Here is a 24,842-nt window from a genome sequence, read left to right as displayed (position 1 = left end):
AAATGTCAAATAAAAATAAATCAAGTAGATTTAATAAAATAACCATCGGTTTAGCTTCACCAGAATCCATTCTTCAGGATTCTAGAGGAGAAGTGCTAAAACCGGAAACTATTAACTACAGAACGCACAAACCTGAAAGAGATGGTTTGTTCTGTGAAAAAATCTTCGGTCCCATCAAAGATTACGAATGTGCTTGTGGTAAATACAAGAGAATTCGTTACAAAGGGATCGTTTGTGACCGTTGTGGTGTAGAAGTTACAGAGAAGAAAGTAAGAAGAGAGAGAATAGGACACATCAACCTTGTTGTGCCTATCGCTCACATCTGGTATTTCAGATCTTTACCAAACAAAATTGGTTACTTACTAGGTATTCCTTCTAAGAAATTAGATATGATCATCTATTACGAGAGATATGTTGTTATCCAACAAGGTATTGCGAAGAAAGCAGATGGTTCTGATTTTGAAAGTAAAGAATTCCTTACAGAAGAAGAATACTTAGATATCTTAGATACTCTTCCTGCAGAAAACCAATATCTTGATGACGCAGATCCAAACAAATTCATCGCTAAAATGGGTGCTGAAGCTGTAGAAGAATTGCTAAGAAGAATTGATCTAGACGGATTATCTTTCGAACTAAGACACAAAGCACACAACGAAGGTTCTAAGCAAAGAAGAACTGAAGCTCTAAAAAGATTGAACGTTGTTGAAGCATTGAGAGGTGCTAATACTAGAATGATCAACAGACCAGAGTGGATGGTAATGCGTGTACTTCCTGTAATACCACCAGAACTAAGACCTTTAGTTCCATTGGATGGAGGACGTTTTGCAACTTCTGACCTTAATGATCTTTATAGAAGAGTAATTATCAGAAACAACCGTTTGAAGAGACTATTGGAGATCAAAGCTCCAGAAGTAATCTTAAGAAACGAGAAGCGTATGCTTCAAGAATCTGTAGACTCTTTATTTGATAATACAAGAAAATCTTCTGCAGTAAAATCTGAGTCTAACAGACCATTGAAATCTCTTTCAGATTCATTGAAAGGTAAGCAAGGTCGTTTCCGTCAGAACTTACTAGGGAAAAGGGTAGATTACTCTGCTCGTTCTGTAATTGTTGTAGGACCAAACTTGCAACTACACGAATGTGGTATCCCGAAAGATATGGCAGCTGAATTATACAAACCATTTATCATTAGAAAACTAATTGAAAGAGGAATTGTAAAAACAGTAAAATCTGCTAAAAGAATTATTGATAGAAAAGAACCAGTAGTATACGATATCTTAGAAAACGTGATGAAGGGTCACCCAGTTTTACTAAACAGGGCACCTACATTGCACAGACTTGGTATTCAGGCTTTCCAACCTAAGATGATCGAAGGTAAGGCAATCCAACTACACCCATTAGTAACTACAGCATTCAACGCCGATTTTGATGGTGACCAGATGGCGGTACACTTACCATTAGGTCCAGAAGCAATTTTGGAAGCTCAGTTATTGATGTTAGGTTCTCAGAACATCTTGAACCCTGCAAATGGTTCTCCTATCACCGTACCATCTCAAGACATGGTACTAGGACTTTATTTCATGACGAAAGAATTGAGTTCTACAGATGAGATGAAAGTTCTAGGTGAAGGTTTAGCATTCTACTCTCCTGAAGAAGCAGAAATTGCTTATGCTGAAGGTAGAGTTTCTCTTAATGCTAAGGTAAGATGTAGACTACCTGTGAAAGAAGACGGTGAGTTGGTTACAAGATTAATCGAAACAACAGTTGGTAGAATATTATTTAACCAAATTGTTCCTAAACAATCAGGTTATATTAATGAGCTTCTTACCAAGAAATCATTAAGAAATGTAATTGGTAGAATCCTTGCAGACACAGATTTCCCTACTACAGTGAAATTCTTGGATGCTATGAAAGATTTGGGGTATTCAAATGCATTCAAAGGAGGTCTATCGTTCTCACTAGGAGATATCGTAGTTCCTATTGAGAAAAAGAAAATGATTGCAGATTCTATCGAAACTGTTGACGAAATTAGAGCCAACTATAACATGGGTCTAATTACAGATAACGAAAGATACAATCAGGTAATTGACGTTTGGACTCGTACCAATGCTGGATTAACTGAGATGATCATGGGTAGAATGAAAACTGACCAAGGTGGTTTCAACTCTGTATACATGATGCTAGATTCTGGGGCGAGGGGTTCTAAAGAACAGATCCGTCAGTTATCTGGTATGCGTGGATTGATGGCGAAACCGCAAAAAGCAGGTTCTACTGGTGCTGAAATTATTGAAAACCCGATTCTTGCTAACTTTAAGGAAGGACTTTCGATCTTAGAATATTTTATCTCAACTCACGGTGCTCGTAAGGGTCTTGCGGATACCGCATTGAAGACTGCCGATGCAGGTTACCTAACGAGAAGATTGGTAGACGTTGCACAAGACGTTATCATTACAGAAGAAGATTGTGGTACTCTAAGAGGTACTGAGATCTCTGCATTGAGAAAGAATGACGAGATCGTTGAAAAAATCTCTGAAAGAATCTTGGGTAGAGTTTCTCTTCACGATATATATGATCCAGAATCTGACGAGCTTATTGCTAATGCAGATGAGATTATCATTGAAGAATTAGCTAAGAAAATTGAAGCTGCAGGTATAGAAGCTGTAGAAGTTCGTTCTCCGCTAACGTGCGAAACTAAAAAAGGAATCTGTGCTAAGTGTTACGGACGTAACCTTGCAACTGGTAAGAAAATCCATATGGGTGAAGCAGTAGGTGTTATTGCAGCACAATCTATTGGAGAACCAGGTACACAGCTTACACTAAGAACCTTCCACCAAGGTGGGGTTTCTACAAACGTATCAGAAAACCCTTCAATTGTTGCTAAGAGAGATGGTATCGTAGAATTGGATGAGGTAAGAACTATTGACTCAGAAGACGAAAACGGTAACACTGCAGAAGTAGTAGTATCTCGTACAACAGAATTTAGATTGGTTGCTGATAATGAGTCTAGAACTCCATTAATGGTAGCTAACGTACCTTATGGATCTCAGCTTATGGTGAAATCGGGTGATAAAGTGAAAAAAGGTGATGTCATTGCAAAATGGGATCCTTATAACGCGGTAATTATTGCAGAGAATGCTGGTAAGGTAGAGTATGAAGATATCATCCAAGGTATCTCATTCCAACTAGAGATTGATGAGCAGACAGGTTTCGAAGAGAAAGTAATCTCTGAATCTAGAAACAAGAAAGCTGTACCTACATTAAAGGTTGTAGATTCTAAAGGTGTAGAACAAAAAGGATATAACTTACCAGTAGGTGCCCACCTTATGGTAAATGATGGAGAAAAAATTAAGGCGGGTAAAGTCTTAATTAAAATTCCAAGAAAATCTGCAAAAGCAGGGGATATTACAGGGGGTCTACCAAGAGTAACAGAATTATTCGAGGCTAGAAATCCTTCAAACCCAGCAGTTGTTACAGAAATCGACGGTGTTGTTTCTTATGGTAAGATTAAGAGAGGTAACCGAGAATTGATTGTAGAGGCTAAAACTGGAGAAAGAAAAATCTACTTAGTAAAATTATCTAACCAAATTTTGGTACAAGAGAATGATTTTGTAAGAGCAGGTTCTGCACTTTCTGACGGTTCTACTACTCCGGATGATATCCTTAGAATTAAAGGTCCAACAGCAGTACAAGAGTACTTAGTGAACGAGATTCAGGAAGTATACCGTCTACAAGGGGTGAAAATTGATGATAAACATTTCGAGATCATTGTAAGACAAATGATGACGAAGGTATCTATCGTCGATGGTGGAGATACTCAGTTCCTGGAAGCTGCATTAGAACATAAGTACGATTTCTTATTAGAAAACAATAGAGTATTTGGTCTAAAAGTAGTGACAGAAGCTGGAGATTCTAAAACTTTCAAACCAGGACAAATGATAACAGCTAGGGAACTTAGAGATGAGAACTCAAAACTGAAACGTGAAGATCTAGAACTAGTACAAGTAAGAGAAGCTTTACCTGCTACAGCTACACCTGTATTGCAAGGTATTACAAGAGCAGCTCTTCAAACTAAATCTTTCATGTCTGCAGCATCGTTCCAGGAAACTACAAAAGTCCTTAACGAAGCAGCAGTAGCTGGAAAAATTGATAGCCTAACAGGTCTTAAAGAAAATGTAATTGTAGGACACAGAATCCCTGCAGGTACAGGTCTTAAAGAATACCAAAACGTTATCGTGGGTTCTAAAAAAGAATTCGAAGATCTTAACTAAAATTAATGATATGGAATTTGAGGTTTGAATATTTTTTTATACATTCACAATCTCAAATTTCAAATTTTAAAAATTTAATTTATACAATGGACAATCAAAATCAAAATCAGGATCCAAACAACATCAACATTCAACTTAATGAAATGGTAGCTTCAGGGGTATATTGTAACCTTGCTTTAGTAAACCATTCTCCTTCAGAATTTGTTGTAGATTTTATCCAATTAATGCCAGGTGTACAGCAAGCTAATGTGCGTTCAAGAGTAATTCTTGCTCCACTTCACGCTAAAAGAGTGCTTACTGCACTTCAGCAAAACATCACTAACTACGAGCAACAATTTGGTGAAATCAAAGAAGTTGAGCCTTTCGTATTAGGTGGCAACAACGTTCAAGCATAAGATTTTCTTGAAATATATAAAGAATGCCTCAGTTTTACTGAGGCATTTTTTATATTCCAATTTTCCAATATAGCAGATACTATCATTTAAAAATAATATAAGACCAATTTATATCATATTAAACCCTTAGATAATTTTGAGTATTTAATCACTTTAAAATTTAATTATAGATATATTGTTTTAAATTTTCTAAAGAAATAGGAAATTTATAAATGTTTAAGAAAAAGGGGAGGCAGTTATTTTGAGTTCATTTATCTTTACCTAAATTTTCTGATCATGTCCAAAATCACTTCTTTTCTATTCTTATTTTTTGGAATTGCAGCTTTTTCTCAAGTTGCCATAGATACGGCACAAATTGTTGTACCCAACAGAATTAATAATCTAGAAGCCAAGAAAAAACCCTATGTGATAATGATTTCTGCTGATGGATTTAGGCCAGATTATACAAAAAAATATGAAGCTGAAAATCTTCTGAAATTTTCTGAAAGTGGAGTAGAAGCATCAGCTATGAATCCTAGTTATCCTAGCATAACTTTTCCCAATCATTGGAGTTTAATTACGGGTCTTTATCCTGCGCATCACGGTCTTATTGATAATATTTTTTATGATTATAAAAGAAAAGAAGGATACTCTATCAGCAAAAAAGAAACAACTGTAGACGGATCATGGTATGGAGGAATTCCGCTTTGGGCTTTAGCAGGAAAACAAGGCGTCGTTTCTGCATCTTTACAATGGGTAGGTTCTGCAAGTAATGCAGGGAATTTCAGACCTGCGTATTACTATCCATATCACGAAAAGTTTAGTCCAAATGAAAAAGTAGAAAAAGTGGTCAATTGGTTGAAGATGCCTGAAGAAGTAAGACCTCATTTTATCACCTTATATTTCCCTGAGGTAGATGCATCAGGACATCATTTTGGTCCAGATTCTAAGGAAACACAGTCTGCAGTACAGAAAATAGACGAAGCTATAGGAAATCTAGTTAAAAAAGTAGGCGACCTTCAACTAGAAAATGTGAATTATATATTTGTTTCAGACCACGGCATGATAAAGGTAGAGGGTGATACACCTTTAGAAATCCCAGAAATGCTTTTGAATAAAGATCGCTTTGATTATTACAATTCTCAATCACTTTTGCGTGTCTATGTGAAAAACGAAACTGAAGTGAAAGAGGTTTACAAAGAACTTCAATCTAACAAAGATGAAAATTATACTGTTTATCTCACTAAAAAAATGCCTAAATATTTACATTTTTCTTCCAAAGAAGATCGATATAATAGGATTGGACAAATTACATTGATCCCCAAATCTCCAAAAATATTTTTAGAGAAAGGGAAGAAAACATCCGTTGGAAAACATGGCTACGATCCTAAAATTGTTCCAGAGATGAAAGCTACATTTTATGCTTGGGGTCCAGCTTTTAAAAATAGTCTTAAAATAAATGAATTTTCAAACGTAAATGTTTATCCATTGGTAGCTGAAATTTTAGGATTAAACATTGAGGAACCTATTGATGGTAATTTGAAAGTTTTAAAGAAAATATTAAAAGATAAATAATCCTAAAACAAGTATAGGGGCGCCAAAGGGGCGCCGGTACTTTATAATCAAAATAAATTTTTATAAAGATTGCATATCAATTACAAAACGATATTTTACATCGCTTTTTAGCATTCTTTCGTACGCATTGTTGATGTCTTGCATTTTGATCATTTCTATATCAGATACGATATTGTGTTCGCCACAGAAATCTAACATTTCTTGCGTTTCAGCAATTCCTCCAATTAGCGATCCTGCAACCGATTTTCTTCCCAAAATTAATGGAACAGTATTTAAAATAGGTTCTAATCCTCCCAAATATCCCACTAATACATGAGTTCCATTGATATTTAGAGTTGTAATGTAAGGATTGATATCGTGGATATAGGGTACAGTATCAATAATTACATCGAACTTTCCTTTTACAGATTTCATTTGATCTGAATCAGTAGAAATCACTACATCATCTGCGCCTAATTCTTTTGCATCAGCTGTTTTTTCTGGAGATCTAGAGAATAAAGTTACCTCTGCGCCCAGTCCTTTTGCCAATTTAATCGCCATGTGACCCAAACCACCAAGTCCTACAACAGCAACTTTAGATCCTGGTCCAACTTTCCAATGTCTCAAAGGTGACCAAGTAGTAATACCAGCACAAAGCAAAGGAGCAACAGCTGCTAAATCTAAATTCTTAGGAATATTTAAAACAAAATTTTGGTCTACTACCACTTTCTGAGAATATCCTCCAAAAGTATGGCCACCAATATGTTTGTCTTTACCGTTATAAGTTCCTATAGATCCATTTTCGCAATATTGTTCTAGATCTTGTCTGCAACTATCGCAAGTTTGGCAAGAATCTACCAAACAACCAACACCCGCCAAATCGCCAATTCTAAATTTTGAAACATTGCTTCCTACTTTTGTAATTTTTCCTACAATCTCGTGTCCAGGAACTGCAGGATACATAGATCCGCCCCAATCGTTTCTTGCCGTATGAAGGTCAGAATGGCAAACACCACAATATAGAATTTCTATCTCTACATCGTTTGGAGTCACTTCTCTACGGTTGATATTCATTTCGATAAGGTCAGAATCCTTAGTTTCAGCACCGTATGCCTTCACGGAAAATGTATTCATATTTTTTATTTTTAAATTAAAATCTTTATACAAAAGTCGTCTGTTTTTATCATATACTGTCATAGAAGCACTAAATTTTTTCATCCAATTGTAATGTAAATGTTTATCGCATTTTCATATCGCGGTTATTGTTACAAATAGTCAAGAAAACTTGTTTTTTATATTCTGCAATATTATTTTTATACTTAAAATAGAAAGCCTACTATGTCATTTTCTACCCAATCCAATTCTTTTACATTTCATACCCAAAAAGGTGAATTTCTCGCATTTCCAGCATATGGAATTTTAAAAATTAGAAATATTCGATATGCGTTTGCTGAGAGATTTCAAAAACCAATTTCACTAGCGCCTACTGAATTTGAACAAATACTTACAGATAAAACTGTTATTTGTCCTCAAAATATCAATCCATTATTAGAAAAAATGATAGGAAAGGTAAATATTGATGATTTTGAAGTAGATGAAACTCCGCTTTTCCTGACGATAAATCGACCTTTACTAATAAAAGAAAATGAAAAACTACCAGTAATTATTTGGATTCATGGTGGATCTTACGAAATAGGATGTGGGGATTTGTCTTCTGCAGATGCTGCAGATTGGGTAAGAGAACAAAATGTAATCATCGTAAATGTGACTTATCGTTTGGGGGTATTTGGTTTTCTGGGTGGAACTGAAGAAAAGCCAGCCAATTTAGGAGTATTTGACGTTATTGAAGCTTTGAAATGGATAAAATCTGCAATTTCAGATTTTGGTGGCGAAGCAGAAAATATAACACTTTTTGGGCAATCTTCTGGTGGAGATGCAATTGCTCATCTAATGATTTCGGAAGGTGTTGATTATCTTTTTAAACGAGTTATTATCCAAAGTGCGCCTTTCGGACTAAGAGATAATAGAGAAAAAATGATGGCGGAATTTTTATTGAATACTCAAAATATCAATAATGAAACTCAAGCTTCTGATATTGTAGAAATGTATCCGAATGGTCTGCCTTCATTTGTAAAATACGGATTGAAAGCTGCGATGCCTTTTTCTGTTCAATTCGGATTTCCACCACTTTGTAAACAAGAAGATACAAAGGAAATGTGGAAGAAAAATGCCAAAAAATATGATGTTTTATTAGGATTAAATGAGGAAGAAACTGCTTTGTATCTTAGAAGCTCTGAAAAAATGCAAAAGTTTGTTCCGAAATTCATTATAAATAAAACAATTCGTGCAACTACCGAAAGCATCTACGAAAAGCCTGCTCTGAAATTTGTAAAAGAGTACGCAGAATTTGGAGGAAATGTTTATTATTTTAAAATAAAATCGGGCATCAAAAATCATCCCTTCTCAGCGGCGCATGCGTTTGATCTTCCTCTTGTCTTTGGAAATGAAAAAGCTTGGGAAAATTCAGAACTTACCAAAAATATTCCTTGGAATTATTTTGGTGAAAATGGAAAAAAAATAAGAGCTTTATGGACAGAATTTGCTAAAACTGGTCATATTTCTGACACATCAAAAAGACCTGATATTTTGGAGCTACGAAAATTTTAGTTTAAATATTTTAATCAAAAGGCTCAGGAATCCAAACACTTACATTACCAGCAGGAACTTGAAAATTTCCCCATCCATTTTCATCAATAATCACTTTTTCTGTTGATTTTCCTAAAAAATCTGCAAACGTTCGATTTGCATATTTTATTCCTATTTCCATTGAAATTTGAGAAGCTTCTTTATTGCTCAAGGTTACTGCACAACCATCGTGTTGTTCATTTCCTTCTCTTATCCAACCGATGAAATTGGGGTTTTCGAAATAATCCTTCTGACTTCCGTAGGCAAAGTTTTTTCTTGCCTTCAAAAGTTGTTCTATATTTTCTACTTTCTCCAAATGTATTTCTTGGGGATTTCCATCTTTATCCTGATCAGAATAATGCGCTCCAAACAAATCGGGATAGAACACGCAAGGATACCCATTTTCTCTCAACAAAATTAGAGCATACGCGAGTGGTTTGAACCAATTTTCTACAGGCGCTTCCAATTGTTGTAATGGCTGCGTATCATGATTGTCCACCAGAGTCACCGAATGAATAGGATCATTTAGCGTTAAAGTTTCATCAAATATTTTTCTTAAATCAAATTGATCTCCCAGGTTGGATGCTTCATGAAAATTATGCTGAAGCGAGCTATCAAACAAACTCATGCAACCTTCTGTTGCTTCTATATATTTTTGCAAAAGCGGAAGTTGTCCAGGTGCCCAATATTCTCCAACAGCAAAAATATTTTCTTGGGTATTGGCTCGCAAAAGCGTCAGCCATTCTTTGAAAAAATTATAACCAATATGCTTCACCGCATCTAGACGAACCGCATTGAAGCCTACTGTATCATAATACCATTTTCCCCAACGGTTGAGTTCTTCGGACACGAAAGGATTTCGGTGTTCTATATCATTATACATCAGATAATCGTAGTTTCCTTTTTCATCATCTATCATCTTATCCCAACCATTTTCAGCATATTCGTTGATGATTCTATAGATTCCTTCTTCTTGGTTTTCTGCATAATCAACTCCAGAAAAACAAGTGAAATTCCACTCAAAATCAGAATATTTTTTATCACGTCCCGGAAACATAAATTTGGTATAAGATTCGATTTCAAAAGGCTCAGAAAGATTATGATTTCTATCTTCTGAATCTACTTTTATAGCATTGAAGGATTCTTTTTCATCTCCGCCTGCTTTATGATTCAGCACAATGTCTACCATTGCTTGTATGTCTTTATCTTGAAGACTTTTTACAGCATCTAGATATTGTTGCTTGGTTCCGTATTTTGTAGAAATAGTTTCTTTTTGGTCAAATTCTCCCAAATCGTACAAATCATAAGGATCATAGCCAACAGAATATCCGCCGCCAGAACTTTTGTATGCAGGAGGAAACCAAACCGTAGAAATCCCCAAATCATTTAGAAAATCGGTAGAATTTTTTATTTCATTATATAATTGTCCATTGCCATCAGAGTACCAATGGAAAAATTGTATCATTGTTGGGTTCATCCTATTTTGTAATTTGGTAATTACAATGTAGTGATAATTAAATGATTATTACTAAAATTCTTCAAACGGTATTTTTAGTTGAATAGATTTTGGATTCTTTTCTTCTGTACTAAGGTGCGAGAGTGAAAGCCCTAATAGTCGAACTGCCTTATCTAAAGGGCGAAGTTCCCAAAGTTTTTTAGCAACAGAAAAATATTCTTCAGTCGAAGTGAAATATTCTTCTTTGGTAAGACTTCTGGTGAATACGGTAAAGTCTTTATATTTAACTTTTAATGTAAGACACCGACCAGAAACAGTATTTTTTTGTAAACGTTGGTGAAGTTCTTTACTTAGTATTTCTATTTTTTCATTGATCTGTTGGTCATCTGCCAAGTCTTCAGAAAAAGTTCTCTCTACTGCTACACTTTTTTGTATTCTATTGGGTTTTACTTCAGAATGATGTATGCCTCGAACTACATTGTAAAAATAAGCACCAGATTTTCCGAAAAGCTGAGTAAGCTGAGTAAGTGTTTTATTTTTTAGATCCTTACCTTTAAATATACCATGGGTAAACATTTTGTTGGCAGTAACTTTTCCTACGCCATAAAATTTTTCTACGGGAAGATTTTCTAGAAATTTTTCTACCCTTTCTGGATGGATGGTTTTTTGTCCGTTGGGTTTGTTGATATCTGAAGCTACTTTTGCCAAAAATTTATTTACAGAAATTCCAGCTGATGCAGTAAGACCAGTTTGCTCGAATATTTTTTGCCGAATTTCCTTGGCAATACTATTGGCAGATTCTATTCCTTTTTTATTTTCGGTAACATCGAGATAGGCTTCATCTAATGATAGTGGTTCTACCAGATCCGTATACTCATAGAAAATAGCGCGTATTTGTTTTGAGATTTCTTTGTAACGCGCAAATCTTGGAGGGACAAAAATAAGATGCGGACATTTTTGAATGGCAAGTTTGCTAGACATCGCAGATCTTACGCCAAATTTTCTTGCTTCATAGCTTGCTGCGGCTACCACACCTCTGTGTCCTCCTCCTACAGCAAGTGGTTTTCCTTTGAGTTCTGGATGGTCGTGTTGTTCTACAGAAGCATAAAATGCATCCATATCTACATGAATTATTTTGCGAGTATCCAAAGAAAAATCCATATCACAAAGATATGGATTCTATAATTTTTCAAACTGAATATTACGCTCTATTTTATTTTTTGAGTTGGGTAATAGTAGTTTGTATTTCAGGATCTTCAGGAGAAATAGCATAGTATTTTGCAATAGCAGATTGCTGGTCTACTACCATAAATCTCGGAATCCAATTTAGCTCTATTTCATCATTGAAATTATTTTTCCACCCCGTAGAAAACCAGTAGTTGTCTTTATCCTTTTTATCGAATCTTTCTAAACTTCTATTAAATCCTTCTCTGGACCTTTCTAAAGATAAATATACAAAGTGAACATCCGGATTATTCTTTTCCAACAAATCTACTGCAGGTAATGCTTTCAGACAATCTCTGCACCAGCCAGCCCAAAAATCTATGACGATAATCTTACCTTTATTCTTGTTTAATATGTCTTGTATGGTGATAGATTTGCCCTCCTCGTCTTCTAAAATCTGACTTAATGCTTCTTTAGAAAACTTAGTTTTTATAACAGTTGGGCCTTTTTGTGCAAAAGAAAAGGAAAATACACCCATCATTAAGGCTACTAAAAGCTGTTTCATATTCATTTATTTTATACAAAGCTACTCAATGAGTCTAATATGAGGAAAAATTTACAATAGTATTCATCAGATTTGTGTTATCGAAAACATCAATGAGATTATAAAAATTAAATAAACCACAAATCAAAATTTGCGGCTTGTACTTATCTTTTCTTATTAACGTAATTCATAATAATCTGATCAAATTCTACAGATTGATCTATCACTACATTTATAGGCCAATAGTAGACAATATCCCTAAGTTGATCAAAGGTTTTCAAGCGAACATAATCCTTTTCCGTTGTGAGAATGAGTTTATACTCGCCCAATTTTTTATACTCTTCCAAAATATTTTTAATGTCGTTATCACTAAAATTATGATGATCTCTGAATTTCAAATGTTTCACCCTCTGAGAAAATTTTCCAAGATGGGTAAGAAGTGGTTTTGGGTTCGCTATTCCTGTAATTAATAATATATCGTAATAATTCAGGTTGTTATCTGGCAATATTTTATCTTTAGAATATACATTTTCGTCATATCCTATTGAGGAAAAAAATACTTTTTGTTTTGCAGTAGGATTTATCCTAGAAATATAGTAACGCTTGGTTTCCTCCGTAAGTTCATCAGGACATTTGCTCACCATTATAAGATCTGCTCTCTTTGCTCCCTTACGAGATTCTCTAAGGTCTCCAGCGGGTAATAAATGATCTTTGAAATAAGGGTCATTAAAATCTGTCATTAAAATATTAAAACCAGCTTTGATGGCTCTATGTTGGTAGGCATCATCAAGAATAAGCACTCCCAATTCCATCTCGTCGATGACTTTCCTAGCTCCAGGAACTCTTTTTTCCGATACAGCGACCACAAATTTGTTCTTGAAACGCTCAAATAGTTGCATCGCTTCATCACCCACAGTTTTATAGTTGCTATCGTAGTTGGTAATTTCATAACCCTTGGTAAGTCTTCCGTATCCTCTAGAAAGTACGCCTGTACGGTAATATTTTGAGAGGTATTTTGCCAAGTACATGACCATTGGCGATTTTCCACTTCCGCCCACAGACAGGTTTCCGACGTTGATGATCGGTGTAGGAAATTTCGAAGATTTAAATATTCCCAAATCATACATGAGATTACGGATACTTGTAACCATATTATAAATGAGGGAAAAAGGATAGAGATACCATCTTTTCATACGGATGCAAAAATAAGAATTTTAGTAATTATTTTAATAGTCAAAACAAAAGAGTTTGTGTTTATTTTGTGAGCTGATTTCTTTATTATCATCAAATTAAAGTATTTTTGCACTGTTATTATATTACATTGAGGTATTTTATAGAATTTTCGTACAACGGCAAGAATTATTTTGGGTATCAGATCCAGCCCAAAGACATATCAGTTCAAGAAGAATTAGAAAGTGCGCTTTCTACGATTCTAAGAGAAAAAGTAAAAACTACGGGTGCTGGACGTACAGATACGGGTGTTCATGCCAAAAAGATGTTTGCTCATTTCGAGACTGAGCATGTATTGGACGACCAGTTTTGCAGAAAACTGAATAGCTTTTTGCCTGCTGATATATCTATTAAAAGAATATTTGAGGTGAAGGAAGATTTTCACGCCCGTTTCAATGCAACTTACAGAACTTACGAATATTATATTTCTCTGGATAAAAATCCTTTTTCACAAGATTCTGCTTGGCAACATTGGAGGAAGAATTTGGATATCAATGCCATGAATGAAGCTTGTAAAATATTATTCGAATATGAAGATTTTACAAGTTTTGCCAAATTGCATACTGATAACAAAACCAATATTTGCCAAATTTACAAAGCAGAGTGGGAGCAATATGGCAGCGAACTGAAGTTTACTATTTCCGCAAATCGATTTCTTAGAAATATGGTAAGAGCTATTGTGGGAACAATGGTAGATGTAGGTTCAGGTAAAATAAAACCTGAGGATGTAAGAAATGTAATAGAAAATAAAAGTAGAGGTTCAGCAGGAACTTCTGCGCCAGCACACGCGCTTTATTTGGTAGATGTGGGCTATGATTTTTAAGTTTAATTTCATTTCAAAATTATAGAAAAACGACCAACTTTTTTTATTAAATACAAGCAGGAATTCTGCTACAATATAGAAACATTAATATTCTTCTGCAATACGTACTATGAAAAAACAAGATACCTGGGCAATCATAAAGAGATTATTCTTTATCGGAATGAAATTCCGTTCTTGGTTTATCGTAACACTTATTATATCCATATTATTATCTGTAGTTTCTACTTACCGGCCGTATCTCACTATGGAAATTGTAGACAATGATATTACCAAACTTCACGATAAAGCTTCTATGATGAAGCATATCTATTGGCTTGTGGCATTGGTTTTTGCAGAAACAATTCTTAATTTTTTCTTGGTTTATTTCTCCAACTATATATCTCAAAATGTAATTAGAGATATTAGAGAAAGATTATATAATAAGCTCATCTACTTCCGTACTGCCTTTTTTGATAAAACGCCTATAGGACAATTGGTGACACGAGCCGTGGGAGATGTAGAAACTATTGCTACTGTGTATACCGACGGATTTTTGATGGTTTTTGGTGATATTCTGAGAATTGTCTTTGTCTTAATCATGATGTTCAATACAGATGTGCATTTGAGTTATATAACGCTGGCTATTTTACCATTGATGGTCATTATAACAAGATTTTTCCAAAAAAGATTGAAAAAGGCTTTTACAGATGAAAGAAATTGGACGTCTACCCAGAATTCATTTGTGCAAGAGAGATTAGCAGGGATGCCTATTATTCAGGTTTTTAATAGACAAAAATCAGAATACGAAAAGTTCGATAAAATTAATATTACTTTAAAAGAAGCTTTACTAAAAACAGTATTCATCTTTTCTTTATTTTTCCCTGTTGTCGAATTGATCTCCTCATTATTTATCGGATTTATCTTATTTTATGGTGGTTATATTACCATAAGCGCTGGTGTTGTGATTGCATTTATCCAATATATTTCGATGTTGATAAGACCTTTAAGACAAATTGCCGATCGTTTCAATAATATCCAAAGAGGTATTGTAGGTGCAGAAAGGGTTTTGGGTATCATGGATGAAGACTTTGAGATGCCAAATACGGGCGTCGTGAAGAAAGATCATTTCGATGGTAAAATCGAATTCAAAAATGTGTATTTCTCCTACGATAACAATCAAGAAGTATTGAAGGGTATAGATTTTAAAGTAAATCCTGGTGAAACTGTGGCTATTGTAGGTGCAACGGGTGCCGGAAAATCTACCATTATAAGCCTTATTACAAGATTGTATGACTTGAAATCTGGAGAAATCCTGATAGATGGGGTAGAACTAAGAGAGTATGAACTTTACAATCTTAGAAGTCATATTGGGGTTGTACTACAAGATGTATTTCTATTTCATGGAAGCATATTCGAGAACTTATCTTTTGGAGACGAAACAATAACTTTAGAAAAAATAAAAGCAGGCGCGAAGGAGATTGAAGTGAATGATTTTATAGAAAGTTTACCTGGCGGGTATGACTATGTGGTGAGTGAAAGAGGATCCTCAATATCACTTGGGCAGAGACAATTGTTGTCATTCCTTAGAGCCTATCTATCAGATCCAAAAATACTTATTCTAGATGAAGCAACTTCTTCTATTGACCTCGAAAGTGAAAAATTAATACAAAGAGCTACCGAAAAAATTACTAAAAACAGAACTTCAATCATTATTGCACACCGACTTTCTACCATCGAAAAGGCAGACAAGATTATTGTAATGGATCAAGGTAAAATTGTAGAGGAAGGAACTCATCTGGATCTTTTATCTAATGATGGATACTACGCAAAACTGTATAAAGCTCAAGTAAAGAAAGACTAGATTACAAACCGTAAGGTACAAAGCCTAAATCTTTTTTCCATATATCACCGTATTTTTTATCCAATAGATCTGCTAATTGCTGATTGTTGGATTTTGCGGCTTTTGATGATGATTCAGTAATAACACAGCCTTGGCTTTTAATCCCAATTTTATACTTTTTGATGAATTCTGTGTTGCTTTTAAGGACAATTCCAAAATCGATGAAATAGCCTATCAACTCTTGTTCCTTTGTTTTTTCTACGGTAGTTGGCGTATTTACTCGTGAGTTTTCTTTGTTTTTCTGAGCTGAGGTAAAGGTTACCGCAGAAAAAAGAATGATAATCGTAATAATATTTTGTTTTTTCATCGTTAATTTTAGATAAAATATAGTTAAAAAGGTTAAATACCAGCATCTTTTAAATTTTTTTAAAAAGAAAATTCTAAAAATTTTATTCAAATTAAGGCGAATTATGTTCAGTTCAACAGACGCATCGCAAAGGCACAAAGTCGTTCTGATAGGGGTTTGTTAACATTTCGTTCATATTAAATTCACATTGTATTTAAATTTTAATTTTAAGTAATATTTTCAAATTGACATAAAATTTGAAAATATATTGTAAAAAGTCTTTGTTATTCGGAAAATTTGACGTATATTTAATAAATAATTCACCAATTGTTATAAAAAATAGGGGGTGTATTATAACGTTAATACTAATTACAAATTATACACAAATAATATGATGAACACAATCCAAGATGAATTTCAAGTTTTAAAAGAAGAACTGAAAAAATTAAATATTGATGTACAAAAGGTAGTAAAAGTAGGGAATGGCAGCATGGATTTTCATGAGGTCTACTACAAATCACCAAGGTACACGGAGATAAAAACTATATTTCTTCAGCGACATACTGTAGATAATGTCATTGAAAAATTTAAAACTGCTTACAAATAATAAAAACCGTTCACCTGAACGGTTTTTTTGTTTTCAATTAATTTCATTTGGTAAGGGAAGTAAATGCAAAATAGGTTTGAATAAACAGATAACCCATTCAGAATTTCTTGAATGGGTTTTGTTCTACTATAAGTTTAAAAATTAAAATTTAAGTTTCTGTTGCAATTTTTTACCATCTGCTTATGTCATGTTAGTGATAATAATAAGATTTTTTTCAACGATGGAAACAGCATATTTATTAGCTTTAATAGAAGACTTACTTACCAACATATTTCCGCTAGTATCTTATATCTCTACGGAACTAATATTTTGGTTACTATTGATGACTACATTTTGGTCTTGTTTGGTAATGTAATCTGCTGGTCCTTTTATATCGTGCGTTGCAAGATTTGAGGAGAGAATTGTAACACTATAATCTTCAACTTGACCATATTTTGGGTTAGAACATGCCGTAAGAACCGAATTATTAAACTCTCCAACTACTCTCATTCTAAGGAGAGTAATTACTATTGCATTCGCTGGAGGTGTTACCATTGCCGTAGCAGGAGTGGTAAAAGTAATCCCAGACTGTGTAATGATATTTTCTGTAACCTCAGCAAAGATTTTAGACCTCTTTAGATTGAAGGTATTTTCTCTTATTATTTCATATGAATGTCGTTCATAATTATTTTTCATCTACTCGTCCGTACCACAATTATTATTTCAGAAATTTGTGCATTGTAGAATAGCGTACCAGATAAGGTAAGTAGACTAGTGCGATTTTATTTGATATGATTTTTTGCAATATTATAAAATAATTTTGATTAAATGCATTGTTTTTTTTTTGTATTAAATTCATTCGAATGGTTAATGTTTATAAAAAAAATTGATTAATTATTCAAAAATATTAAATATTTAATAATTCTTACCACTATATGAATAATTTAATAATAATTCATTATCCATACTATACTGATTATGCTAGTAAAATTTTTTTTAATTAAGTATGTATCTATTTGATTTTAAAAATGAAGTAAGGGTTTATGTGAAAAATCTAAAGGTTATATTTTGAAAAATAATACATATGCTTTGTCTTCTTAAAAAATAGGTTGGTGTTTTTAGCCGTGAATGAACGGCATGTCTGAGCTCTTTTTGTTAGATCTGGGAATTGTGGTGATGGCACAAAAAAGCGAGTAGTGAAAGCACGAAAAGCTCCTAAACCAACAAGGGAATAAAAAAAACCGCTCAGAAAAATCTGAACGGTTTTAACTTTATATTATCTCGGTTATTGATTGTTACATCATACCTGGCATTCCACCACCCATTGGCATAGCTGGTTCTGCGCTTTTCACTTCAGTGATTACACATTCAGTTGTTAATAGCATTCCAGAAACTGAAGCTGCATTTTCAAGGGCAACTCTTGTTACTTTAGTAGGATCAATGATTCCTGCCTCTAGCATGTTTACATACTCATCAGTTTTTGCGTTATAACCAAAGTCTCCAGTACCTTCTGATACTTTAGCAACGATTACAGAACCTTCACCACCTGCATTAGCAACAATTTGTCTCAATGGCTCTTCAATAGCTCTTTTTACAATTTTGATCCCTGTCGTTTCGTCAGCATTTTCGCCTTCAAAGTTTAGTGCAGAGATTGCTCTTACCAAAGCAACACCACCACCAGCTACAATACCTTCTTCTACAGCTGCTCTTGTAGCGTGTAAAGCGTCATCTACTCTGTCTTTTTTCTCTTTCATTTCCACTTCAGAAGCTGCACCTACGTATAGTACGGCAACACCACCAGCCAATTTAGCTAGTCTTTCTTGAAGTTTTTCTTTATCATAGTCAGAAGTAGAAGTTTCCATCTGAGCTTTGATTTGGCTTACTCTTCCTTTTATTTTGCTTTCGTCACCACCACCGTTTACAATAGTTGTGTTGTCTTTATCGATAGTAACTTTCTCAGCAGTTCCCAACATATCTAACGTAATGTTTTCCATGGTGAAACCTTGCTCTTCAGAAATTACTTGTCCACCTGTAAGGATAGCGATGTCTTCTAACATTGCTTTTCTTCTGTCTCCGAATCCTGGAGCTTTTACAGCAGCAATTTTCAGAGAACCTCTTAGTTTGTTAACTACAAGAGTAGCTAATGCTTCACCTTCTACCTCTTCAGAGATAATTAATAAAGATTTACCACCTTGAGCAATTGGTTCTAGAACTGCTAATAATTCTTTCATTGAAGAGATTTTTTTCTCTACCAAAAGAATATAAGGATTTTCTAGTTCTGCCAACATTTTTTCTGGGTTGGTAACGAAGTAAGGAGATTGGTATCCTCTGTCGAACTGCATACCTTCTACTACATCTACAGTAGTATCAATACCTTTAGCTTCTTCCACTGTGATTACACCTTCTTTACCTACCTTACCAAATGCTTCAGCGATTAAAGATCCAATAGTTTCATCATTGTTAGCAGAAACAGAAGCTACTTGTTTCACCATTTCTTTAGAATCACCCACTTCTTTAGATTGAGATTTAAGGTTTGCCACAACAGCTGTTACCGCTTTGTCGATACCTCTTTTAAGATCCATTGGGTTTGCACCAGCAGCAACGTTCTTAAGACCTTCTCTTACGATAGCCTGAGCAAGTACAGTTGCGGTAGTAGTACCATCACCTGCAATGTCATTGGTTTTAGAAGCAACTTCTTTCACCATCTGAGCACCCATGTTTTCTACTTTGTCTTCTAGCTCAATTTCTTTAGCTACAGATACACCGTCTTTAGTAACGTGAGGAGCTCCGAAAGATTTTTCGATTACTACGTTTCTTCCTTTTGGTCCTAATGTTACTTTTACTGCATTTGCTAATGCATCAACTCCTCTTTTTAGAGCGTCTCTAGATTCTATATCGAATTTTATTTCTTTAGCCATTTTTTGTTGTATTAATGTACTTATATTTATGTATTAACGAAATTTTGCATCCACAAATATCGCGTTGAGGACACCTATAACTTGTTACAGTATTTTACCCAATAATTCCTAAAAGATCTCCTTCTTTCACGATTAAGAAATCTTTACCTTCTAATTTTAATTCAGAACCAGAATATTTACCGTAAAGTACTTTGTCACCTACTTGTACAGTGGTAGGCTCATCTTTTTTACCAGGACCTACTGCTACTACAGTACCTTCTTGAGGCTTTTCTTTCGCGGTGTCTGGGATAATAAGTCCTGAAGCTGTCTTCGTTTCTGCAGCAATTGGTTCGATAAGAACTCTGTCTGCTAATGGTTTAAAGTTTACTGACATAATATATTTATTTTAGTTATTTCTCCAATTAAAATCTCTAAATGTGTGCCAATTACGGGAAAAGAATTTTTTGGCAGATTTTTTTTTACGATGTGAAATTTTGGCAGAAAAAAACCTTCAAATTTTTGAAGGTTTTAATGGCTATTACTCTACAATTATTTTGTACAAGTGCTATTATATTGATCTACTATTTGTATATAGGGTTTCATACCGTATTCAGAATCTACTTTTGCTTGTAGAAAATTCTGCATGTCTTTATTTTTCACTGTTTTTCTGATCTCTTTCTTTTTATCTTCTTTTTCAAAATATTGCTTTTTCAGTTCTTTCTTGTCAATCTTATCCATCTTTTCATAATTTTCTTTCATGAATTGGCTAAACTCAGGACAATCTTTTGTTGCTTCTTCTACTGCTATTTTAAATTTACCTTCTAAAGTTCCGATATTTAAAAAATTCATTCTATTAATATCGAATGGTATATACGCATAATCGCTATTTTTATTTTTTATATAAGGGATAAATAAAGTGAGGTCATAATGTTTTGCGGTACCAAATCCTTGCAAGTTGTTGGTTGACATCATCGTTACAGAAAAACCATATAAACTCAATTTCCCTTCTTGTTGTAATGGGAGTAAAACGGTTTTATCCAAATCTACCACTTCCAATTGAGTATTAATGGTTTTCAGTTTCATTTTATCATAGATTAATCTTTCAGAGTCGTCTGCATCTAAAATAATAATTCTTTTAATATCTTCTATTTTTAAAGCTTCCTTTACTGAGGTTGCTGTAGTTTTAAAATTAATTTCTTTTGATGTGAAATTTAATCTTTTTTCTATACTTGTAACGGATTGAAGGTTGCTTCCTATTCTAGGAATTGCAAAGTTTTCTATAAATCCATTCTTTGTTTCTCCTGATTCCAAAATCACTTCAGCTTTTAAAGTGGCTTTCTGACCGTAGTAGATTTCTTTTTTTTGCGAAAATGCATTCACCGAAAATAGTAAACTAAGTAGCGTAGTTAAAGTCTTTTGTGTAAAATTCATGTCTGTAATTAAAGTTTTTAATGGTTTGAATTAGTTTTTAAGGTTGTTTAGATGTTTTTATAAAGTAGAAAAATTATTTTATTTTAAAAATAATAAGATTTCCTAGATACATTTTGTTTCCAGCAGCTTGCAATGAGTTTATCTATGAAAATTTTAATATTATGTAAAGTTTTGTAAAGTTTTGGTTGTGATTTTGTTTCTAATAAATGCATTTCTCGTTAAACCTATTCATCAAATTCAAAAAAGCTTTTATTACATAATCGTAATCAATTTTCATCGCCATTAGGTTTTCCTGCTTTTTATCTTTGATATTTTTTTTAAGTTAATTAACCAAACAATTCAGATTCTTTTCATTGCCATGAAGAAATCTTGCTAGTATTTCAGCAAGTTTTGGTGTTTTGAAATTTTGCAAAAGAACCACATTACATAGAACTATCATCTTAGTATAAATCTGCTTTTACATAAGGTTTGTCGCCTGAGTATAAAAATCTTGACTGTAGAATAGGAGTGAGGTGAGTATTAAAAAGAATGATATATCTTATTTCATTTTAAAGTTTTAATTTAAACTAAGTTACAAAAAAAGTGAACAGAAATTAATCTATTCACTTATATCCTTATTATATCTAAATTTTATTTCTTTCCAGCAGCTTGCATCGGGTTTAGCTTGCCGTTGGAAGCGCCTCTTGTGGCTCCCTCTTGTTTGGCTTTAAAGACAGAGAATTTGGATGTTGTTGTGGAACTTCCATCATTACTCCATGTATTATTAGAGGTATCTATATCGGCTGTTTCCCTCATGGGATCTAGCTGAATAGATTTTATTTTTTTGTCAAAATAATACGTTTTAGAAGCTTTTAGTTCATTATGTCTCCAAATTTGAGCTGAGGTCTTATCGGTAATTTTAGTACCATCCTCAAAGGTAAATTCAACAATTAAAGGCATAACCAAACCACCTTTGTTCAAGAAATCGATTTGGTAAGCTGTAATGTTCTTCAGGATTTCTCTTTCTTTGTTGTTTAAATGAGCAGAAGATTCGGATTTAAAAGTGTATTCTTTATTTTGATCTACTTTTTCTAGACCTCTGTTGTATTTATAATAAAAATCCTGAAGACTTTTATCTTTATCTACTTCAAAAGAAATAGTTTTATCTTCTATATTTCTAATCTTAGAGATGTCGGTAAAATCATTTTGTAGAGGTTTGTCTACTTTATATTTTATGTCTTTAGCTTCTTTTGGTGTAGCATCAAAATCTGGTGTTGCGATGGTTACTTTATCAATTGCGATATCTACAGGGTCTGTTCCATAAAACCAACCTCTCCAAAACCAATCTAGATCTTCACCGCTTGCATCTTCCATCGTTCTAAAGAAATCTGCAGGTTCCGGATGTTTAAAAGCCCATCTTTTAGAATATGTTTTGAAAGCTTTATCGAACAACTCTCTCCCCATAATGGTTTCACGAAGGATATTAAGTCCAGTTGCGGGTTTAGCATACGCATTGGGACCAAACTGAATAATGTTTTCAGAATTGCTCATGATGGGTTCTAGCTGGTCTTTTGGAAGCTTCATATAATCTACAATCGTATGAGCGGGGCCACGTCTAGAAGGGAATTTGTTGTCCCATTTTTCTTCGGTAAGATATTCTGTAAACGTATTTAAACCTTCATCCATCCAGCTCCATTGTCTTTCGTCCGAATTGATGATCATTGGGAAAAAATTGTGCCCTACTTCATGAATAATTACGCCAATCATTCCGTTTTTTATTCCTTCAGAGTAAGTTCCATCTTTTTCAGTTCTTCCGTAATTAAAACAAATCATCGGATATTCCATTCCGTTTGCTGCTTCAATAGATTGTGCAACGGGGTAGGGATAAGGTACGGTATATTCGGAATAGGTTTTTATCGTATGGGCAACAGCTTTTGTAGAGTAAGGTCTGTATAATCCATACGCTTCTTTAGGGTACAAACTCATTGCCATTACATTATTATTGTTTTCCGGAATTGTTACCTTCATGGCATCCCAAACGAATTTTCTTGATGAGGTCCAAGCAAAATCTCTTACATCTTTAGCTTCGAAAATCCATGTTTTTCTTTGTTTAGACCTTGTTTTTTCTGCTTTTTTAGCTTCGTCTAAGGTTATAATCTCTATGGGTTCAGAGGCATTTTCGGATTTTTTGTATCTCGAAAATTGGTCAGATGTTAAAACTTGTTCGTAATTCTTACATTCTCCAGTTCCAGCAACAATATGATCTGCAGGTACATTCATGCTAACTTTATAGTTTCCGAAAACCAACGCAAATTCTCCTCTTCCTGTAAATTGGTGATTTTGCCATCCATGAAAATCGCTATAAACGCACATTCTTGGGAACCATTGTGTGATGGTATAAAGATCATTTCCGTCTTCTGGGAAGTTTTCGTATCCGCCACGGCCTCCCATTTTTATTCTGTTGGGTATATTATAATTCCAATCTATTTTAAAAACAAATTTTTCTCCTTTTTTAAGAATTTTGGGCAAATCTATACGCATCATCGTCTTATTTACCGTGTATTTTAAAGGATTTCCAGAAAAATCTGTTACTTTTTCTAGGTTAACGCCAAATCCATTGTCTTTTGCAGGAAATTCGGATACCTTAAGCTGTTGATCATTGCTAGCTTGTGGAAGGCTAGAGGAAAACTGGAAGTCAGCTTTTTTTACTGATGATTGTTGGTTTTCGTCCAGTTGCAACCAAATATAATCCAAATCATCTGGAGAATTATTGTAATAGGTAACGGTTTCCGACCCTTTTAAATTTCTTTTTTCTTCATCTAGATAAGTGGTAATGTCGTAATCTGCTCTGTTTTGCCAATACGCATGACCGGGAGCACCAGAAGCAGTTCTGTAGACATTAGGAGTAGGTAAAATAGTTCCTAACTGCTCAAATTTATTGCCGTGGTTACTACCAGGATTATTTTGAATGTTTTGGGCAGCAGCACCCATATATATAAATACCGAAAGTGCAGTAACTTTTAGCTTCATGGTAAAATTATTTAATAATTATCAAATATAATAATAAGCAAGTATATATTTGGAAATGATTTAGCTTAAAAATGGAAGTCTCTCTAAACTCATTTTTAAAGACAGAGCGAAAACACCTGCTGAAATAAATAAAATCCAATCTTTTTTATTGATTTTAAAAATTGAAAGTAAAGCGGTAAGGAGAAGGAGAAGTAGTATGACAATAAGTATTTGCCCCAATTCCAATCCAATATTAAAACCTAGTAGAGGAATTGTAATACTTTGGCTCTTTGCTATCATTACTCTAGCGGTATTGGCGAAACCGAGACCATGTATTAGCCCGAAGAGCAAAGCGAGATAATAGTTGAAATTGGTTTTATCTGTTTTTTTATTTCTAAAATACATATTGCCTATGCAAGTAAAAACGATGGTAAGCGGGATCAAAAATTCTACCCAATCTGAAGAGATACGTATGAGGTCTAATATACTCAAAGCTAAAGTGATAGAATGCCCAATGGTAAAGGCGGTTATTAAGACTAGTATTTTTTTCCAATCTTTAAATGTAAATGCCGCAATAAGGGCTAATACAAAAAGCTGATGATCTAGTGCATCTAAAGAAATAATGTGTTCCCAACCAAGATTGAGGTAAAAAATGAAATCTTGCATCATATAATAAT

The 24,842-nt window shown here is 34.0% G+C and carries 19 protein-coding genes; 7 read left to right on the top strand and 12 right to left on the bottom strand.

Going from position 1 to position 24,842, the window contains the following annotated elements:
• The first annotated feature begins 2 nt into the window (after nt 1–2).
• The 3 genes from rpoC to ACKI42_RS08615 all read left to right on the top strand — a co-directional run bounded on the left by rpoC (nt 3) and on the right by ACKI42_RS08615 (nt 6,217).
• Nucleotides 3–4,268 (top strand): DNA-directed RNA polymerase subunit beta', encoded by a 4,266-nt coding sequence (rpoC, locus tag ACKI42_RS08625; protein ID WP_407404458.1) that lies wholly within the window; start codon nt 3–5, stop codon nt 4,266–4,268.
• Nucleotides 4,269–4,354: 86 nt separating this feature from the next.
• A complete protein-coding gene (locus tag ACKI42_RS08620) occupies nt 4,355–4,663 on the top strand; it encodes a DUF3467 domain-containing protein (protein ID WP_073291426.1) in 309 nt (102 codons plus the stop codon).
• Nucleotides 4,664–4,939: 276 nt separating this feature from the next.
• Entirely contained in the window at nt 4,940–6,217 is a 1,278-nt protein-coding gene (locus tag ACKI42_RS08615) for an ectonucleotide pyrophosphatase/phosphodiesterase (protein WP_407404456.1), read from the top strand.
• Nucleotides 6,218–6,277: 60 nt separating this feature from the next.
• Here the strand turns inward: ACKI42_RS08615 and ACKI42_RS08610 are convergent, their stop codons facing one another.
• The gene (locus ACKI42_RS08610) at nt 6,278–7,330 is read right to left on the bottom strand and encodes an NAD(P)-dependent alcohol dehydrogenase (protein ID WP_407404507.1); all 1,053 of its coding nucleotides are present in this window, start codon (nt 7,328–7,330) and stop codon (nt 6,278–6,280) included.
• Nucleotides 7,331–7,534: 204 nt separating this feature from the next.
• On the opposite strand from ACKI42_RS08610, the gene ACKI42_RS08605 reads away from it, so the two are divergent.
• A complete protein-coding gene (locus ACKI42_RS08605; protein WP_407404454.1) occupies nt 7,535–8,863 on the top strand; it encodes a carboxylesterase family protein in 1,329 nt (442 codons plus the stop codon).
• Between the two features lie 10 nt (nt 8,864–8,873).
• On the opposite strand, the gene ACKI42_RS08600 is transcribed toward ACKI42_RS08605, so the two are convergent.
• The 4 genes from ACKI42_RS08600 to lpxK all read right to left on the bottom strand — a co-directional run bounded on the left by ACKI42_RS08600 (nt 8,874) and on the right by lpxK (nt 13,238).
• Complete coding sequence (locus ACKI42_RS08600; protein ID WP_407404452.1) at nt 8,874–10,346, bottom strand: alpha-amylase; 1,473 nt, start codon at nt 10,344–10,346, stop codon at nt 8,874–8,876.
• Nucleotides 10,347–10,409: 63 nt separating this feature from the next.
• Entirely contained in the window at nt 10,410–11,498 is a 1,089-nt protein-coding gene (gene dinB / locus ACKI42_RS08595; protein WP_407404450.1) for a DNA polymerase IV, read from the bottom strand.
• 52 nt (nt 11,499–11,550) lie between these two features.
• Nucleotides 11,551–12,066 carry a TlpA family protein disulfide reductase gene (locus ACKI42_RS08590; protein WP_407404448.1) on the bottom strand — a complete coding sequence of 172 codons (516 nt, stop codon included), beginning with the start codon at nt 12,064–12,066 and terminating at the stop codon, nt 11,551–11,553.
• Between the two features lie 143 nt (nt 12,067–12,209).
• Nucleotides 12,210–13,238 (bottom strand): tetraacyldisaccharide 4'-kinase, encoded by a 1,029-nt coding sequence (gene lpxK / locus ACKI42_RS08585; RefSeq protein WP_407404446.1) that lies wholly within the window; start codon nt 13,236–13,238, stop codon nt 12,210–12,212.
• 128 nt (nt 13,239–13,366) lie between these two features.
• On the opposite strand from lpxK, the gene truA reads away from it, so the two are divergent.
• Together truA and ACKI42_RS08575 are read left to right on the top strand one after the other, a co-directional pair.
• Complete coding sequence (gene truA / locus ACKI42_RS08580) at nt 13,367–14,098, top strand: tRNA pseudouridine(38-40) synthase TruA (RefSeq protein ID WP_407404444.1); 732 nt, start codon at nt 13,367–13,369, stop codon at nt 14,096–14,098.
• 109 nt (nt 14,099–14,207) lie between these two features.
• Nucleotides 14,208–15,938 carry an ABC transporter ATP-binding protein gene (locus ACKI42_RS08575; RefSeq protein WP_407404442.1) on the top strand — a complete coding sequence of 577 codons (1,731 nt, stop codon included), beginning with the start codon at nt 14,208–14,210 and terminating at the stop codon, nt 15,936–15,938.
• 1 nt (nt 15,939) lies between these two features.
• Here the strand turns inward: ACKI42_RS08575 and ACKI42_RS08570 are convergent, their stop codons facing one another.
• Nucleotides 15,940–16,284: a hypothetical protein gene (locus ACKI42_RS08570; RefSeq protein ID WP_407404440.1), complete on the bottom strand. Its 345-nt coding sequence runs from the start codon at nt 16,282–16,284 to the stop codon at nt 15,940–15,942.
• Between the two features lie 370 nt (nt 16,285–16,654).
• Between ACKI42_RS08570 and ACKI42_RS08565 the strand changes: the two genes are divergently transcribed.
• Nucleotides 16,655–16,870 carry a hypothetical protein gene (locus tag ACKI42_RS08565; protein WP_407404438.1) on the top strand — a complete coding sequence of 72 codons (216 nt, stop codon included), beginning with the start codon at nt 16,655–16,657 and terminating at the stop codon, nt 16,868–16,870.
• Between the two features lie 285 nt (nt 16,871–17,155).
• Here the strand turns inward: ACKI42_RS08565 and ACKI42_RS08560 are convergent, their stop codons facing one another.
• From ACKI42_RS08560 to ACKI42_RS08535, 6 genes are all read right to left on the bottom strand, one after another.
• Complete coding sequence (locus tag ACKI42_RS08560; protein ID WP_407404436.1) at nt 17,156–17,545, bottom strand: GEVED domain-containing protein; 390 nt, start codon at nt 17,543–17,545, stop codon at nt 17,156–17,158.
• A gap of 599 nt (nt 17,546–18,144) precedes the next feature.
• A complete protein-coding gene (groL, locus tag ACKI42_RS08555) occupies nt 18,145–19,767 on the bottom strand; it encodes a chaperonin GroEL (protein WP_407404434.1) in 1,623 nt (540 codons plus the stop codon).
• A gap of 94 nt (nt 19,768–19,861) precedes the next feature.
• Nucleotides 19,862–20,140, bottom strand: coding sequence for a co-chaperone GroES (gene groES / locus ACKI42_RS08550; RefSeq protein WP_407404432.1), 279 nt, complete (start codon nt 20,138–20,140; stop codon nt 19,862–19,864).
• A gap of 155 nt (nt 20,141–20,295) precedes the next feature.
• Nucleotides 20,296–21,177 carry a hypothetical protein gene (locus tag ACKI42_RS08545; RefSeq protein WP_407404430.1) on the bottom strand — a complete coding sequence of 294 codons (882 nt, stop codon included), beginning with the start codon at nt 21,175–21,177 and terminating at the stop codon, nt 20,296–20,298.
• Between the two features lie 630 nt (nt 21,178–21,807).
• Entirely contained in the window at nt 21,808–24,186 is a 2,379-nt protein-coding gene (locus ACKI42_RS08540; protein ID WP_407404428.1) for a M1 family metallopeptidase, read from the bottom strand.
• A 60-nt stretch (nt 24,187–24,246) separates the two neighbouring features.
• Nucleotides 24,247–24,831 carry a HupE/UreJ family protein gene (locus tag ACKI42_RS08535; protein ID WP_407404505.1) on the bottom strand — a complete coding sequence of 195 codons (585 nt, stop codon included), beginning with the start codon at nt 24,829–24,831 and terminating at the stop codon, nt 24,247–24,249.
• Nucleotides 24,832–24,842: the final 11 nt, after the last annotated feature.

The sequence above is a fragment of the Chryseobacterium sp. genome, from assembly GCF_045629545.1.
Classification (GTDB): Bacteria; Bacteroidota; Bacteroidia; order Flavobacteriales; family Weeksellaceae; genus Chryseobacterium.
Note: the sequence above shows the minus strand (reverse complement) of the source record. Positions and strands in the feature narration are given on the sequence as shown.